The sequence below is a fragment of the Tildeniella sp. genome, assembly GCF_059505325.1.
This window is the reverse complement of the sequence record NZ_JCACKI010000008.1, coordinates 17599-34510: the sequence shown is the minus strand read 5'-3', so window position 1 is coordinate 34510 and position 16912 is coordinate 17599. Positions and strand designations below refer to the sequence as shown.

Annotated in this window: 13 protein-coding genes; 7 read left to right on the top strand and 6 right to left on the bottom strand. The window is 48.2% G+C overall.

Going from position 1 to position 16912, the window contains the following annotated elements:
* Positions 1-12 precede the first annotated feature (12 nt).
* The 4 genes from AC5JO6_RS03555 (at position 13) to AC5JO6_RS03540 (ending at position 7163) form a co-directional block, all read left to right on the top strand.
* A complete protein-coding gene (locus AC5JO6_RS03555; protein ID WP_496079664.1) occupies positions 13-1764 on the top strand; it encodes a hybrid sensor histidine kinase/response regulator in 1752 nt (583 codons plus the stop codon).
* Positions 1765-1909: 145 nt separating this feature from the next.
* Entirely contained in the window at positions 1910-4960 is a 3051-nt protein-coding gene (locus AC5JO6_RS03550; RefSeq protein WP_496079663.1) for an ATP-binding protein, read from the top strand.
* 19 nt (positions 4961-4979) lie between these two features.
* Positions 4980-5345, top strand: a complete 366-nt coding sequence (locus AC5JO6_RS03545; RefSeq protein ID WP_496079662.1) for a hypothetical protein — start codon at positions 4980-4982, stop codon at positions 5343-5345.
* A 12-nt stretch (positions 5346-5357) separates the two neighbouring features.
* Positions 5358-7163 (top strand): response regulator, encoded by a 1806-nt coding sequence (locus AC5JO6_RS03540; RefSeq protein WP_496079661.1) that lies wholly within the window; start codon positions 5358-5360, stop codon positions 7161-7163.
* A 307-nt stretch (positions 7164-7470) separates the two neighbouring features.
* Here AC5JO6_RS03540 and AC5JO6_RS03535 read toward each other — a convergent pair whose 3' ends face one another.
* Genes AC5JO6_RS03535 through AC5JO6_RS03510 form a run of 6 tightly spaced genes read right to left on the bottom strand, consistent with a single transcriptional unit; the run spans position 7471 to position 15345 of the window.
* On the bottom strand, positions 7471-8634 hold the full coding sequence (locus AC5JO6_RS03535; protein ID WP_496079660.1) for a cysteine desulfurase family protein: 1164 nt from the start codon (positions 8632-8634) through the stop codon (positions 7471-7473).
* Positions 8635-8646: 12 nt separating this feature from the next.
* Entirely contained in the window at positions 8647-9327 is a 681-nt protein-coding gene (locus tag AC5JO6_RS03530) for a ParB N-terminal domain-containing protein (RefSeq protein ID WP_496079659.1), read from the bottom strand.
* On the bottom strand, positions 9327-10190 hold the full coding sequence (locus AC5JO6_RS03525) for a ParA family protein (RefSeq protein WP_496079658.1): 864 nt from the start codon (positions 10188-10190) through the stop codon (positions 9327-9329). The genes AC5JO6_RS03530 and AC5JO6_RS03525 overlap by 1 nt, the downstream gene beginning before the upstream one ends.
* A 55-nt stretch (positions 10191-10245) precedes the next feature.
* Entirely contained in the window at positions 10246-11694 is a 1449-nt protein-coding gene (brxL, locus tag AC5JO6_RS03520) for a BREX system Lon protease-like protein BrxL (RefSeq protein WP_496079657.1), read from the bottom strand.
* Positions 11681-14674 (bottom strand): protein kinase domain-containing protein, encoded by a 2994-nt coding sequence (locus AC5JO6_RS03515; RefSeq protein ID WP_496079656.1) that lies wholly within the window; start codon positions 14672-14674, stop codon positions 11681-11683. Before AC5JO6_RS03515 ends, brxL begins: the two co-directional genes overlap by 14 nt.
* Complete coding sequence (locus AC5JO6_RS03510) at positions 14587-15345, bottom strand: protein kinase domain-containing protein (RefSeq protein ID WP_496079655.1); 759 nt, start codon at positions 15343-15345, stop codon at positions 14587-14589. The genes AC5JO6_RS03515 and AC5JO6_RS03510 overlap by 88 nt, the downstream gene beginning before the upstream one ends.
* Positions 15346-15417: 72 nt before the next feature.
* Here AC5JO6_RS03510 and AC5JO6_RS03505 point away from each other — a divergent pair, with 72 nt between their 5' ends.
* The 3 genes from AC5JO6_RS03505 (at position 15418) to AC5JO6_RS03495 (ending at position 16839) form a co-directional block, all read left to right on the top strand.
* The gene (locus tag AC5JO6_RS03505; protein ID WP_496079654.1) at positions 15418-15762 is read left to right on the top strand and encodes a hypothetical protein; all 345 of its coding nucleotides are present in this window, start codon (positions 15418-15420) and stop codon (positions 15760-15762) included.
* 18 nt (positions 15763-15780) lie between these two features.
* Positions 15781-16215, top strand: a complete 435-nt coding sequence (locus tag AC5JO6_RS03500; RefSeq protein WP_496079653.1) for a putative endonuclease domain-containing protein — start codon at positions 15781-15783, stop codon at positions 16213-16215.
* A 132-nt stretch (positions 16216-16347) separates the two neighbouring features.
* On the top strand, positions 16348-16839 hold the full coding sequence (locus AC5JO6_RS03495; protein WP_496079652.1) for a hypothetical protein: 492 nt from the start codon (positions 16348-16350) through the stop codon (positions 16837-16839).
* Positions 16840-16912: the final 73 nt, after the last annotated feature.

Sequence of the window (16912 nt, the reverse complement as noted above, 5' to 3'; positions counted from 1 at the left end):
CAGGTACCCATCATGTTAATCACTGCAACGGCTATACCCTCTACACAAGCGATCGCTATGGCTACTACACGAGCGAATGTTCTCATTGTTGATGACCAACCCGATAATCTCCGCACGCTCTCTGCCATGCTCACGCAGCGGGGATACAAAGTCCGTAAAGCGATCAGCGGAGAGGTTGCCCTGGAAACGGCTCGCCTTGACCCACCCAGCCTGATCTTGCTAGACATCAACATGCCACACATGAATGGATATGAGGTGTGTTCCGTGTTGAAGCAAGCAACGGAAACCAGTGATATTCCAGTCATCTTTTTGAGCGCATTAGATGATGTCGTTGATAAGGTGAAAGCTTTCACTGCTGGTGGAGCCGACTATATTACAAAACCTTTTCAGGCAGAAGAAGTTTTAGTGCGGGTGCAGCACCAACTCACTATTCAATGCCAGCAACATCAGTTACAGCAAGAAATTCAAGAGCGCCGCTATGCAGAAGAATTGCTGCGGCTCCAGCTTCAGCGAGAAAAATTGCTGGCTGATGTGACAAATTACATTCGTGAAACTGTAGACCTGGAGGAAATTTTAGCGAAAACGGTTGCCGAGATCCGCGCCCTGCTGCATGTCGATCGCGTGCTCGTTTGCCAGCTTACTGCCGATGACACGCTCAAGGTCATTGCTGAATCGGTTCCATCACCAAACCTTTCGTTACTTGGACAAACACTGCAAAATCCTTGTGTGCAGACTGATTGGCGTGCATTCATGCCACACAATACCGTTAGCCTGATTGAAGATATTCACAGCGCCCCGGCATCAAGCGACGGTGCTGCTTTGTGCACACTCCTCCACGTTCAAGCCAATGCGGTGCTTTCCATTCAGCAGGCGGATGAGGTGTGGGGCTTTTTAATGGCGCATAATTGCACAGAGTCTCGCCTCTGGGAAACGTGGGAAACAGAGATGCTGCAACGTCTGACGGTGCAACTGGCGATCGCCATTCGTCAAGCCAATCTCTATCAAGCAGCTCAGGTGCAAATTGAGGATCTCCGCCGACTCAATCAAATCAGGGATGACTTACTGGATGCCATTTTCCACGAGTTGCGGACCCCGATCGCCAACATCAAACTGGCAACGCGCCTACTCACAATAGCAACCCATCGAACGCCTAACCTGGAAGAAACACTTGCTCAACCAGGAGACAAAGACAAAATTACGCGCTATCTCAACATTTTGCAGGACGAGTGTGAACGCGAGCTGCACTTAATTCAAGATTTGCTTGATTTACACCATTTAGAAGTCGGGGCGCAACCCTTAGAACTCGTGCCGATCGATTTAAACCATTGGATTCCTTGCATCACCGAACCGTTTGAGTTGCGGATGCAAAACCAGCAGCAGACGTTTTCTTTGGAGCTAGATCCCACCTTACCCTTAATTCATACAGACTCTTTCTACCTGAGTCGCATCCTGACCGAATTAGTGAATAACGCCTGTAAATATACGCCCGCAGGCGCAACCATTGCCATCGCTGCCTGCATCGAAGCTGACTCATTGAAGCTGAGTGTCACCAATACAGGCGTAGAAATTTCTACAGAGGAATGTGCGTTGATCTTTGACCGTTTCTACCGCATCCGCAACTGCGATGTCTGGCAAAGTGGCGGTACAGGGCTGGGGTTATCCTTAGTGCAACGGCTTGTAGAGTATCTCAATGGGTCGATTCAAGTGATGAGTGCGAATCAACAAACGTGTTTTACCGTCAAGCTACCACTGGCATTGGGCTAAGGGCTTGTAGAGTCATTAGTTGTTGGTTGTTAGTTGTTAGATCGATCGATTGGTCTAGCTGACTAAAAACTAAAAACTACTAAGTTCTGGAAAGACATTAGACTCTGTGAATGGATCAACACTCATTTAACCAATCGCTTTAGCAATGAACAGTATAGAGTTTGTTACGTCTCAACCCATCGACCTGACCAATTGCGATCGTGAACCCATTCACATTCCCGGTCAGATTCAACCGCATGGCGTGTTGTTGGCGTTACAAGTCCCCCAACTGACGATTTTACAAGTGAGTCAAAATACGGGCTTCTGGCTCGGTCTTGCTCCAGACGCATTGCTAGGACAGCCGCTCAGCACTCTCTTTTCTGACGCTCAAGTGGAGCAAATTTCAACCTATTTAGATCATGACAATTTAAGTGTCTTCAATCCTTTTGAACTGACGCTTCAGCTTCATGGAATTGATCCAGATTGCCCTCACCCTAGCCCTCTCCCACAGGCGAGGGAACAACGCTCAATTCACTCCCCTCGCCCACGGGGAGAGGGGTTGGGGGTGAGGGCATCCACGTTTAAAGGCATTCTGCATCGCGCTCAGGGCATTGTGGTGCTTGAACTAGAGCCGTGTCACTTAACCGAAAACCATAGCCTTTTAGGGTTTTACCCGCTCCTACAACAGGCAATTGCTAACCTGCGCGATACCACCGATCTTACAGCTCTGGGTGCCATCATCGTGCAAGAAGTGCAGCGCATGACCGGGTGCGATCGTGTCATGGTTTACCGCTTTGAGGCAGATAACAGCGGCGTTGTCGTGGCAGAGGCAAAACAAGACGCTTTAGAAAGTTTTTTGGGACTGCACTATCCCGCTTCAGATATTCCCGTGCAAGCCAGAAAGCTCTACCACGAAAAATGGTTACGGTTGATTCCCGATGTTCACTATCAGCCCGCTCCGTTAGTGCCCACCCTAAATCCCTTAACCCATCAACCCCTCGACCTCAGTGCGGCTGTGCTGCGAAGCGTTTCACCTCTCCATGTGGAATACCTGCGGAACATGGGGGTTGCCGCCTCCATGTCTATTTCCCTGATTACCGAAAAACGCCTCTGGGGGTTAATTGCCTGTCACCATTACACCCCCTTGTATATGGCTTACGAAACCCGCCAAGCCTGCGAATTTTTAGGACAAATCGCTTCGGTTGAGCTAGTTCACCAGCAAGATCGCGCCGCCAGCCGCTACCGGGAACAGGTTAAATCGATTCAAGACCAATTCCATCAAGCCTTTACAGAAGAACCTGGCTTCATAGAACAGGTGTTGCGCCGTAATCAGTCCGCGCTGCTCAATTTGGTAGAGGCTCAAGGGGCTGCCATGATACTGAACAATCAACTGACTCTGGTTGGGCAAACGCCGTCTGAGACAGACACCCACAACCTGATGCTATGGTTGCTCAGCCAGCATCAACAAGATGTTTTTCACACCGATTCTCTAGCCCAACTTTATGCCGATGCCAAACAGTTTAAAGACTGTGCCAGCGGCATTCTGGCAATTTCCATCTTTTTGAATCAAACGTCCTATCACATCCTCTGGTTTAGACCCGAACAAACGCAAACGGTTCACTGGGCAGGAAATCCCAATAAGCCCGTTTTAGTCACAACCGATGGTGAAAGGCGGCTGTCACCTCGACAATCATTTGACCTGTGGCAAGAAACTGTTCAGGAAAAATCGTTTCCCTGGCAACTGCTAGAGCTAGAAGCCGCTCAGGAAATGCGAAACACCTTGATGCTGGCAGCGCTGGAGTTTTCTCAGGTGGCATTAGAGCAGGCGGCAGAACGCGCCGCGATCGCCAGCCGTGCCAAAAGCCAATTTCTTGCCAAGATGAGCCACGAGCTACGCACCCCCCTGAATGCCATCTTGGGGTTCACCCAAATCATGAGCCGCGATCGCACCCTTCCTCTCGAATACTTAGAGCATCTCGGTATCATCAGTCGCAGCGGTGAACATTTGTTGACACTAATTAATGATGTCCTGGAAATGTCCAAAATCGAGGCTGGTCAGCTCACCCACAATCAAACGTGCTTTGATTTGCACCGTCTCATCTACGCCATTAAAGAACTCTTTTGGCTCAAAGCCGCCGACAAAGGACTCGCGCTCACCGTCGAGCAAACTCCAGACGTGCCGCAATATGTGTGTGGCGATGAAGGCAAACTCCGCCAAATCCTCATTAACTTAGTCGCCAATGCCATTAAATTTACCGAAGGCGGAACTGTGACATTGCGGGTCAGGAAGCCAGCAGGGGAGGCAGAGGGGGCAGAAGGCAGAGGGCAGAAGGCAGAGGGCAGAAGGCAAGGGGACAGGGGGCAAGGGAATACGGAACATTCAATTCAGAATTCTTCCTCCCCACTCCCCACACCCCACACCCTACACCCCACACCCCACACCCTACTCTCCACACCCCACACCCCACACCCCACACCCCACACCCTCCTCTTTGAAGTCGAAGATACAGGCTCAGGCATTGCTCCTGAAGAGTTTCAATCTATTTTTGAAGCGTTTATGCAAGCCGAGCAGGGGCGACATCTCCAGGGCACTGGCTTAGGCTTAGCCATTAGCCGCCAATTTGCTCAGTTGATGGGGGGCGATATCAGCGTGCAAAGTACGGTGGGCAAAGGGTCACTGTTTACGTGTTGCGTGCAACTGACGGCAGCAACCGCCATTGATGTCCTCCCAACCACGATGGCTCGCCGCGTCATTGGGTTAGCACCGAAACAGCCCGTTTATCGACTTTTGATTGTCGAAGATATTCTCGAAAATCGACAGTTGCTGCTTGAGCTTTTAGGGCTGGTTGGCTTTGACGTGCGTGCGGTTGAAAATGGGTTAGAAGCTACTGCTTTGTGGGCACAATGGCATCCTCACCTGATTTTAATGGACATTCAAATGCCCGTGATGAATGGACATGAAGCAACCAGGCGCATTCGATCGCTGGAGAGAGCAAGAGCGGAGGAAAGAAACATGGCGATGGAGAACGAAGACGCACAGGGTGTTTCAAAGCAAACCTCAATACAAAATTTAGCTAACACCCCACACCCCACACCCCACACCCCAACCCTCACACCCCACACCCCACACCCCAACCCTCACACCCCACACCCCACACCCCACACCCCACACCCCACACCCCACCATCATCATTGCCCTCACTGCCAATGCCTTTGAGGAAGATCGAGAGGCTGCCTTGCAAAGTGGTTGCGATGATTACGTTACCAAACCGTTTGCGGAAAATAGTTTGTTTGACAAATTGGCGCAACATTTGAGTTTACGCTATCTCTACATGGAGGAACCCCAAACTGAACAGGTGCGATCGCAGATTGTCTGGCAAAGTCAATCTCCTGACCAGGCTCACTTAACCGTTCAAGACTTACAGATTATGCCCCTTGATTGGATTGATAGCCTGAGTCAGGCAGCGCGGGTAATTGACGAAGCAACGTTGCATCAATTAATTGATCAGATTCCGGAGCAAACGCATCAACTGGCAACAGCCCTCAGACGTTTGGTTGATAACTTTCAGTTTGAAGCGATCGTTAAACTCACCCAACCTTAACAATTAACTGCTATGGTTACTGCTCAAGTTCTCACCAACCTAGCCAACATTCTGCTAGTCGATGATACCCCCGATAATTTGCGGGTACTCGCCAAAATATTGGAGTCTGAAGGGTTCAAAATCCGCAAAACTACCAGTGGTAAGTGGGCACTGCAAGCCGCTCAAATTGCCCCTCCCGATCTCATTCTGCTGGATGTTTCCATGCCAGAGATGGATGGCTACGAGGTCTGTCAGCAGTTGAAAGCTGATCCAGCTACCGCTAGTATTCCCGTAATTTTTATTAGTGCATTGGATCAAATCGCGGATAAGATACGAGCCTTTGAAAAAGGGGGTATTGACTATATTACGAAACCCTTTCAAGACCAGGAAGTGTTGGCGCGGGTGAAAAACCAACTGATGATTCAGCAGCAGCGAAAACAGTTGACTGCTCAAAATCAGCGCCTGGAGGAAGAAATTCAGCACCGTAGACTCGCAGAAGAGCAGGTGCAACAACTGAATACCGTGCTTGAGGAGCAAGTGTTAGAACGGACTGCCCAACTCCAGCGATCGCTAGAGTTTGAATCGTTGCTCAAACGCATTACAGACAAAGTGCGCGATAGCCTGGATGAAAGCCAGATCCTTCAAACCGCCGTTCAAGCATTAGCGGAAGGGCTAGACGTGGATTGTTGCGACACGGGTATCTACAGTGCTGACCACACCACGTCTACCATTGCTTACGAATTCACCAAAAGCCTGGAATCCGCTCAAGGTAAAGTGATTTCGCTTACCGACAATCCGAATGCAGCCGTTTATCAACAACTGTTTCAAGGGCAGTGCTCCCAGTTTAACTTTATCGATTCCTGTCCCTCTCGCCCCGGACAGATCAATACAGCCCTGGTCTGCCCGATTTTTGATGATCACGAGGTTTTAGGTGATCTATGGCTGTTCCGGCAACCACAAGCTTGCTTTACCGATTTAGAAATCCGATTAGTGCAGCAGGTGGCAAACCAGTGCGCGATCGCCCTTCGGCAGGCACGGTTATATCGATCGGCGCAGATGCAAGTCGAAGAACTAGAGCGACTCAATCGCCTCAAAGATGATTTCCTCAGCACGATTTCCCATGAGCTTCGCACACCCATGTCCACCATCAAAATGGCGCTTCAGATGCTTGAAGTCATCCTTAAACCGTTAGGTGTACTAGAGCCAGAAACAGGTTCAGCAACTCAATATTTCCATATCCTCAATGATGAATGTAGACGGGAAATCAGCCTCCTTTCTGATTTATTAGATCTCTCCCATCTGGATGCCGAAGTGGAACCATTGCTTTCCACCGAAGTTGAACTTGGAGCATGGATTCCCCACATTGCCGAACCACTGCTCCAACGGTTTAGAAAACAGTCTCAAACCTTGCAGTTCCATCTCTCAACCTCATTACCTCCTATTGAAACAGATTTATCAACCTTAGAAAAAATTCTGACAGAATTACTGAACAACGCCTGCAAATATACGCCGTCAGGAGAAATGATTATTGTGTCTGCACACTATGAGAACGATCAAGAAAACCAGGCAATACAGAGGGAAGGAGTTTCTCTTGCTCCGTTCTCACCCCATATCCTCTTGCGCGTGAGCAATGCGGGTGTTGAGATTCCGAACCACGAGTTCTCCCGTATTTTTGAAAAGTTTTATCGCATTCCCAACAACGATCCCTGGAAACACGATGGCATCGGACTAGGCTTGGCTCTAGTCAAAAAGCGAGTGAAGCGCTTAGGCGGAGACATTGATGTCTCCAGCGGCGCTAATCAAACTCACTTTACTTTAAAGCTACCTTTAAACCGATAGACAACTCATACCGCATTCATTTAAAGGTGCACATTATCGTAGGATGCGTTGGCGGCAGCAAAATGCATCATTGCTGCGGAGTTGCGGTGCGTTACGCTTCGCTAACACACCCTACATCTAATGCTGCTTCACATTGAATTGGTATCAGAGAAAAAGAAATCAGGGTGTGACTTGACCTGAATTTTGGACAACGGCATACCCGAATTTTGGACAAAGGCAAGGGGAATCTCGAATTTAGGAAATTCGGCTTGCAAGGCTTCCTAAGAGTTGAATGATTCACAGCAACTGAACTCATAATCCACAAAATCTAAGACATGGCGTAGAGAACCTGCTGAATCTGAGCAATAGTCTCAGAGAGAATTACAACAGCGTCGCATATTTCCTCTTCTGTAGTAAACTTTCCCAGTCCAATTCGGAGTGCTCCATCTACAACAATCTCTGGCAAGCGAAGTGCCTGAAGAACGTGAGAAGGTAATTCAACGCCAGATGAACAGGCTGAACCTGTTGAGATGGCAAGGCGATGGCGTACTCTGGCAATAACAGCGCTGTTAGGAATGCCAGGAACAGAGATATGGAGATTACCAGCTAATCGATAGTTAATGTCGCCATTCACCACTAAACCAGGAATTCTTTCTAAGAAGAGAGCCTGGAGCTTGTCTCGTTTAATAGCGATCGATCGCTCATCCTCTTCCATTTCCAGAGATCGTAACCGACAAGCCTCTCCCAACCCTACAATGCCGGGAACGTTGAGGGTACCCGATCGCATTCCTTTCTGATGCCCACCTCCAAATAGTAAAGGTTCGAGATAGTAGCCCCTGCGAACGACTAAGGCTCCAACACCTTTGGGTCCATAGAGCTTATGGGCGGAAAGAGCTAGATAAGTGATGCCCCATTCCTCAAACTGGATGGGAGTTTTGCCTACTGCCTGAGAGCCATCGCAGAGGAAAGGAATGCCGTAGCGCTGAGCAATTTGTCCAATCTTTTGGATCGGGTAGATATTGCCAATCTCATTATTGGCAGCCATGACGCAGAGAAGGGACACCCCCTCCATACAAACTTGCTCTAGATGATCAAAGTCGAGTCTGCCTTTGGAATCAACTTGAAGGTAGATCAGTTCTGCCCAACCTCGCCTTGCAAGCGCTTGGCAGGTGTCCAGAACGGCTTTGTGTTCGAGTGGTAACAGTATGATTCGGTGCGGCTTTTCAGGGTTGGAGGGAAGACTGCCTTGAATTGCCAGGTTGATGCTTTCAGTTGCGCCAGAGGTCCAAATGATTTCTCTTGGTGAGGCTCCAATTAAAGCAGCAACGTGTTTAGCAGCTTGTTTGACCGCATCTTCTGAGCGATCGCCATACTCATGATCCACGCTGCTAGCGTTACCAAATTCTATTGTCATGTAGTGATAGATGCGATCGGCAACCCTGGGGTCAACTGGAGTGGTGGCGTGATAGTCGAGGTAGATAGGATTGTCCATATTAAGAGAAGATCATGTAAAGAGAAGATCAGCCCAACTATCCACAATTTCAACCATCTTTTTCTCGCTTAAGCCGTTAACTTGCTTCACCACCTCTGAGAGAGAGATAAAGGGGCGTTTCTTCACAATCTGTCCAACAATTTTCTCTAGATTTTTCCCTTTAACACCGACTGAAATCAACCTGCGCGTCAGGTCAACATCACGAAGTTGATTAAACACATCGATCGGTTTTGTTTGTTTAGGAAGTTGGTCAGCAATGCGCTGAAGGTTTGTGTCTAGCTTTTGAGACATGGCGTTCAGTTCCCGATTGAAGAGATCCTCCAGGTTAGAAGCCAGAGTATCTAAGGGTGTAATGCTGTTCGTTGAGTCTGGTTTCGTGGTGCTGTACAGTTGCTCTAGCAGTTGTGCTTGCTGAATTGCCGTCTTTTCTTCTTCAGATTCAATCACCAGGGCATTGACCATTTCTGCTTTCTGCGGATTTTTCTCTTTCGCTCGCACCGCAGCATAATATTCAAGATGTCCGCTCACAACGTCGTACTGCTCGAAGCCTGTTTCTTTAAGAACTAAAGGACGTAACAAACCATTCGTATCCAGAATGAGCTTTGCTAGTTTATCAATTTCGGGCTGACTGAAGTTAGATACAGGTTGAGAAGAAGAAATCAATTTCGTTTCAACCAGAAAAAAGTCAACCATTAGTTCATCCCCACTTTGTGTAATACTTCCTCGGCAAGCTTGGTAAATTCTTTGGCAGACTCAGATTTGGAGTCAAACATAAAGATTGACTTGGGATCGGGATAGAGCAAATCGCCGACTTCCAAGGTTTGGTTGAGACAATTGGATAAGGCAGTGCGTTCAAAAATAATAGAATTGAGAATCGGCAGACCATATTGCTCGATAACCGTATTTTTTTGGCGTGGAAAAACGTAGTCAAGATATCTGGGATTGGTTGAAACTTTGGATGGTAAAATCCCTAATATTTTCAAATTATCTTTACCTGTACTCTGCCGGATCTCGTTAATTTCTTCGGTGATGAATTGTCTGACGGTGGGCAAGCCTTGGTTTGCAAAGGGTTTTAAATCGGATGGAATAATGAGATAGTCGGCAGTGATGAGAGCCACCTGAGCATACACATCGCGGGAGGGTGGCGCGTCAATGATGACAAAATCATACTGATCTTCAACCAGCTTCAATTTTTTATGCAATCGGGTGCGAGTGGTGATGTATTTGTTTAGCTTATCTTGCTTCTCGATCAGGTCAACGTGAGCAGGAATGATGTCAAGTTCTGGTTTGCTAAAATGTTGCGATCGCCTCACGATCTCCGGGATGAAATGGAACTCAGAACTTTCTAACAGATGAGAGACATTCCGGGCTTTTATATCGTCTTCTTCATCGAATTGAAATTTCACTAGCCCGGTGGCAAACGTCGCATTTGCCTGAGCATCTAAGTCGATGAGCAGCACTCGATAGTCTAGACATTGAAGCGCTGTAGCCAGATTGATGGAGGCAGTCGTTTTGCCAACTCCCCCTTTGTTGTGATAAAACACGATCGTCTTCATAGAGCTTTAGCCACGATAAGATGAGCTTCGGTTTGACGTAGTTAGACCTAATTATTCAGCGTATTTCTGCGTAAATTTCAAGTCCAAATTGTCTAAATTCATCATCCAAATGATACAGAGAATTGCGAATCGCTTGACGTAAGGTTCTGGCGGGTTCCAGACAGTCTCGCTGGTAGTCCATTAAGGTTAGTTCTAGATGTGGATAAAAAAGTTTGAGAAACCCTGCGGCTGATTTGAGAATGGCATTTTGATCACGCACCGTTGCGCTTTGATTAAATTGGGTATGTTCTTGAGCATAGGAGAAAAACCGATTGTCTTGACGCAGAGAGAGAAGTGCTTCACCAAAGAAGTCCATTTTCAAGCCCACTTGAGACGCTGCCATTTCGCGTTGAAACTTGGGAATTTTCCAGCCCGGAATGATGCCTGCAAAGCGATCGAGAAAGGCGGTTTCCGCAAAAAACGACGGCAGATTGGAAACTAAGTTTTCTGGATTACGGGGTTGCAGTTGCTCATTCAGGTCAATATTTGCCAGCATGACTAAGGAACAATCGCTGGCAACATCCTGAAACCCTGCCCGGTTGTAGCGACCACTCGCAAGGTAATTTTTCAATGGACCAATTACCTCGTCAGGATTCTCGAAGGTCAGGCTTTGCACTTCGTCTAAAACCACTACGTCGTGCCGCCCCAGCAAACCGACTTCCTTCGTGCGACCATTGATGAACAGTTGAGCGGGTGTCACTTTGCCACCACTGACAAGTGCCACCTTACTGCTGATGTTCTCAAACACAAAGCTTTTTCCAGTCCCTTTGGGAGCCAATTCCATCACATGATAATTGGACTCAACCAATGGCAATAGACGGGCGAGAATCCAGGTTTTGGCTTCCTGGGAGTAATGGCGATGTTGGGGATTAAAGCCCATGGAGCAAAAGAGTAAATCGCGCCATGCTTCGGTGGTAAATTTTGCTCGACAGTTTGCATAGGCTTGCAGATCGACTTTAGAACATTGAAACGGATCAAAATCCATCACCTCAACTTTGCCGTCCGATCGCATCGAAATGCTGATTTTCCCCCAAACGCCCTGGCGGAGCAGCATTTTGTTACGTTCAATCAGGTCAGTGGGAATCGAGCAGTCATTCAAATTGATCACTGGAATCCGAGCGAAGGGATCGGGAATCACCCCGGCTCTTTGGTCAAGTGTGACTCGCACTTGCATCAGGGCAATGAGTTTGTGAACTTCTCCCTGAGTCAGATCAAAAATGATTTCGTTGCGATCGTCCTTGCGTGGAAACGCTTTTTTGACAAAGTTGTTGACCTTTTCGAGTTCGGTACGGGTGAGTGCCCCTGTACCTGGCACAATTTTATCCAGCAACCATTCAGCAACAAAGCTGGGAATGCCGATCGCGGTTAATCCACTAGAGGGCAAGCGAGTTTTGTCGATGCTAAGTGTATTGAAAACATCTCGCACGAGAGTATTGTCGTATGCGATCGCGTTAGAGGAATTCATTAATGTCTAGCCCCCCACTACTAAAGATTTGCTGAATGGCAATGGCTGAAGCAGTATCCAGAGGGGCTATTCCTGGTTCTGCCTGGACAAAGCAAAAGGTGAGTTCGCCGGAAAGAGAAAGGCGATCGCCTGGGTGGTCAGGTGATAGCGCAGGACAATCGGGAATGGCAAGGCTGAAGGTAATTTTCTGGTTGGCTGGAATAGCTTGCTCCAATGGTAGCCCAGTCTTAAAGGTCGTTAACTCTTTGATCCGTAGGCAAAGATTGGTTAAATCAATTGGATTTGGATTATTCACCGTGATTGCCAACGTTCCTGGCTTGCCAGCCTCTCCTGTGCCCTCACAGTGAAGCATCACTGGCTGGCGCGTAACGGCTTGACGCAGCACCGAGACCCCGACGACGACCTCTTCAGGAAAGAGTCCCCCATGAGAGCCAATAATGGCTTTATTGGTGGTGTAGCTGTAGGAACCAAAGCTGGCAGCATCCCGGACAATGCTGAAGTTATGGGGCAGTCCGTAGCGATCGCCTTTAAGAACAACGAAGCGTGGATCATCTGTTTCACCGATCGCCACTCTGCCTTCAACTTTTAAGCCATCGGGACAGTGAAGGATTTGAGCCAATTCACCCATCAGTTGCCCGTGATCGGTAGCAATGATAATTTGCAGTTGCTCTGGATGGGGAAACTCATCTATACAGGATTGAATTTCGGCGGCGATCGTTTTCAAGACCGCTGGACGTTCAACGTTGTAGAGATGTTTCCAATCTCTAGCACTGTGAAAAAGTTTATCAAACTGAGTGTTATCCCAACAGTAAAGTTGATGCTTTCCGGTGCGTAAATCGCGCAGCAGTTCTGCCTTGCGGTGATCGGTATAGCGTTCTCCTATGCCAAGGGTGGCAAACGCCTTATCCATCTCATCTGCCCAGGTTGTGTGTTCGGGTAGAAGCTGGCTGTAGAGACTCCATTTGGCGTATTTTGCGAGGGTTGGCAGCAGACTAAATCGCGCTGAAGACTGTTCAACCGTTAGCTTTGCTTCACGGCTTAAATAACCCAATAATTCCTGGTGATCTAACCAGCCTAAGCCATCCACAACAACCCACAGCACTGGGTTTGTTTGGCAGCTCTGGCGCACCAGCGAAGCCACACTGTAATTCAGGTGGGAATCGCTAACCGATTCTTCTTTGAGGTCAGGATAGTGTCTGAGCAACCATTCCACAAAGCTATCGGCAAGGCGATCGCTCATCCGTTGAGTCGCACTAACCTGCGTTACGATTTCCCAACGGCGAAAGGGCAAATAGCTCGTGGTTGCCCAGGCTAGGGCTTGTTGCGGACTGGCATCTAACGACAAAGGTTCAGGTTGAGGGGGCGATTGGCGATCGCTTAACTCCACTTTCTGCTGATGGGTCAAATAGGCAGAAAGCTTGGTTTCTCTCGCTTTCGTAATCAAACTGGGGCGATTGGTCAAAACCTTGAATGCCTGATTGGTAATGCGATCGCGTCCCGGTTGCGTTGCTAGAATCAGACGATCGAGAATGCTGGCATCGCTGCGATAAAGTTCCTGCTGCCAAAATTGGTCAAACTCATCCGTGAGCCAGTCAGGGATCGGTAACGGGTAGGGGTCGAGTTCGGTAAGGGTAGGTTGGGCGATGCCGAGCCAGCGGCACAGGAGCGATCGCTTGTCTTGCGTCTGGTAATACGGGGTGAGTGGATTGGTTGGAATTTGCTGTTGCCAAACTTGCTCGAAAATTTGATGGGATGCAGGTACTTGGATGCTTAACCAAGCAGCAAGATGATGGATTGAAGGTTCACCCAGCCATACCTGCAAATCATGGTTGGTTACATCTGCCAATAAGTGAGCGATCGAATGGTGAGAATACTCATCTAATTTACTGGAGAGTGCCAGCAGTTGAGCATGATTCCATTCACTCGGTAAGGGCAGAGGATGAAAGAGTGCCTCTAATCTGGGGCGAGGATCTTGCTTGATTTGGATTGTCTGCTCTCTGCCTCTCAGTCGCAACCATTCGATCGCCCAATCACACAGGCGCTTACCTTTAACCCAATAGGGGGAAGCTCCAACGCCAAAGAGTCGAAACCATTCAACCTCATTGGTGATGGCAACATAGTGAGCGGGAATGGGATAAAGTCCGGTTGGATCTAACACGATGGGACGAGATGGATCGAGGGGCGTTGATTCATCGGTCAATGTGTCAAACAAATCAGCAGCAACGGTTTCGGGGACAGTATCTGGACGTGCTGACGGGTCGATGGTTTCAACGGTTGCGATCGGTTCAGGAATAGTGGGAATAACTGGGATTGGATCAACAATGACTTGTACTTCTGGCGCTTCTACTTCTGGCAGAACAACCACAGCAGGTTGTTCTGCGAGTTTTCTCAGGGTTACTAATTGGGAAATTGCTGTTGCAAAAGTTTCAGCCGAGGTGAAGCGATCGCGACGGTTGGGAGCGATCGCCTGCAACAGTAAAGCAATCAATTCCTGGCTTAAACCCTCGCAGCTTGCAAACTCAGTGGGGTGACGGGCAGCTTTCCCAAGGGGTGGATGCGGTTCTGAGAAAGGATAGTTCCCGGTGACACATTCGTAAAAGACAATTCCGAGCGCATAGAGATCGCGATCGATCTTTTCGGCAGGGCTGGCATGGAGGGCGGGTTTGTAATCAGGGGGCAAATAGCGCCGTGTGCCTGCGCTGATGGTGGTTTCGTCGCCATCCATCACAGCCACATTAAAATCGATGATGCGAATACCATCCTCTGTTAGCAACAAGTTTGATGGTTTGATATCTTGATGACGGACTTGATGCTGGTGTAAATGGGCTAAACCGAGAGCGGTTTGTTGTGCAATCTTCACTGCTTGTTCTAAGGACAGCGCTTTCGATTCAATCAAATGTTCCACATCTTGCCCATCCACATACTCAAACAGAATAAATGGGGTACTATCGCTGAACTTGCCAGCCCAAATGGTTTCCACAACATGGGATGTTTGGGAACTCGGCGTAAGGTTCTATATTCTTGCTGGAGGCGTTCGTAGACGGAGCGGCGATCGCGGGTGATCAGCTTGAGTACCTGAACAGTTTCATCCAACGTGTCAAAGACCTGATAGGCGACGGCGAAGCTACCAGGACGACCCAATCGCCGCGTTACACGATAGCGGTCATCAAGGATGTAATCCGTTGGCAGATTGGTAATATCGACGGTTGGCAGTGTTGCCAGCGGTGCCAATGCGTCTAGAGCGGCATAGGCGTTGGTAAAGCGATCGCTGGGCTTAAAGGCGCAGAGCTTTTGTAACCATCCATCCATATCAGACGGTAGAGCGGGGGTGCGATCGCTGGCTTTGACTGGGAAAAGCGCTTTTTGAGTATGCATTTGATCGATGGATGCAAAGGCAGGGACACCCGTTAGTAATTCATAGAAAACTAACCCAGCCGAAAATAGATCTGAGTTATTGCTTGCCTGCGATGGATCGTTCTGACATTCGATCGCTTGATAGGGTGCGTATGATGCCAAATCTTCAGCAATATCCTGGGCGATCGTGCTGCTATTGGTGCTAATCCGGGCGTAGTCAAAGCCCGTGAGCCGCGCCTGCCCATCCGCATCAATCAAAATAGTATCGGGCGTGATGTTTGCTAATTTCTCAACCAAAATAGAGTAGGTGCAATCGTAAACAGGGGCTTGGTTTATGGGCAGCTTAGGAGAGGACTTATAGGAAAAGTTATGCAATCTAACACGGATGATGCAAGCATCGGTCTTGATCTAGAGGGTAAAGCGCAAAACATTGACAGTGGTGCTCTAGTTACAAGTGGTGGTAAGTTACCTCACTCCTTTCAAGTTTCAACAACCAAACTGCTGGACGTGATTATCGCGCTCAATCCTCGCAGCAGATCACTTGATGCCAAGCAGCGAAAGAAAGTTAGGCAGTCCATCAACCAAAAGCTATATAACAAAACCCGTCCAGGCTTGTACTTAGAGGTCAATAAATTGCTGCACCTCGCTTATTTAGGGCAACCGAACGGTGCTAAGACTCAACACCAATGGCGAATTTTTTGCAGCGACTCGTGAAAGCAACAAATTGAGATTTTGATTGCTGGTACGGCTTTAACGGTTTCTGAAACTAAAACCGAGGCAAGTGGCAACTACTCAAGAGAGTGGGGAGGACTATATCTGCGATCGGAAGCTGAAGTCAGGATTGCAGAAGCACTAGACCGCACTGACGTATTGTTCTTTGCTAATGCGCGTGGACGGGTTGGACTTCAAGAGACAACTATCAGCGATAGCCAGCTTACTGGACGGGTTGAAGTTGATTTTCTAGTATTCCATCAAGGCAAATGTATAAGCCTAGAAGTAGACAGTCAGCATCATTTAGGTGAGGGGCAAGTCATTCGAGATTATGCCCGTGATAGAGTAATGCTCCGAGCAGGTGTACCGACTGTCAGATTTACAGCAAGAGATTGTCTAGAACGTCCTCATGATGTTGTGTCAGAGGTTTTATCAATCTTGCTCCATAAAGGTTAAGTTCCTTAAAGCATTAGCAATGTTGCAGATAGTGTACTGACTCGATTGCTCAGAATGTTTCATGGCGGAAGTTATGGGGAACTCTAACGCTTGTAGAAATAACACCCTTCTTCAAACACTAGGAGATCATCTATGCCATACCAGGACATCAACGCAACTCTTTCCGAACAGAGCGTACAGGAGATCAAAGAAGCAGTTGCCAAGATTCAAAAGAATCTACCCTTCTTAATCACGCTGAATGCTACAGAGCGTAGACGACTATTCAAAATGGGCGATAAACGACTGGTCTTTGTTCAAACGAGTCTGCACGCAGCACAGAGCAATCGAAATATCCTGCCAGCAAGCTTTGATCTAGATGGTTTCACAAATGATTGTCGACTTGCAGCAACTTTGACAGAAGTAGAGATGTCATTGAGTCAGTTAGCTGAACAGGTGGATGATACGCTGCTAGCTGTAGGTAGTGAAGCAATGGCAAGTAGCCTTACTGTCTACGACTACGTAAAGACAGCAGCGAAAAAGACCCCTGGATTGAAGGGCATTGCAGAACAGCTAGGAACCCTCTTCCGGGCAATGAGAAGCAAACCTACACCATCAGCAGTACAAGGAACATCAGTAGCAAGTTAATGGGTTTCCACGATGAAGCTCAAAGCATCAGCAGTGAACCTCAAGACTTTAGGCTTAAACTAGCAGGGTTTGT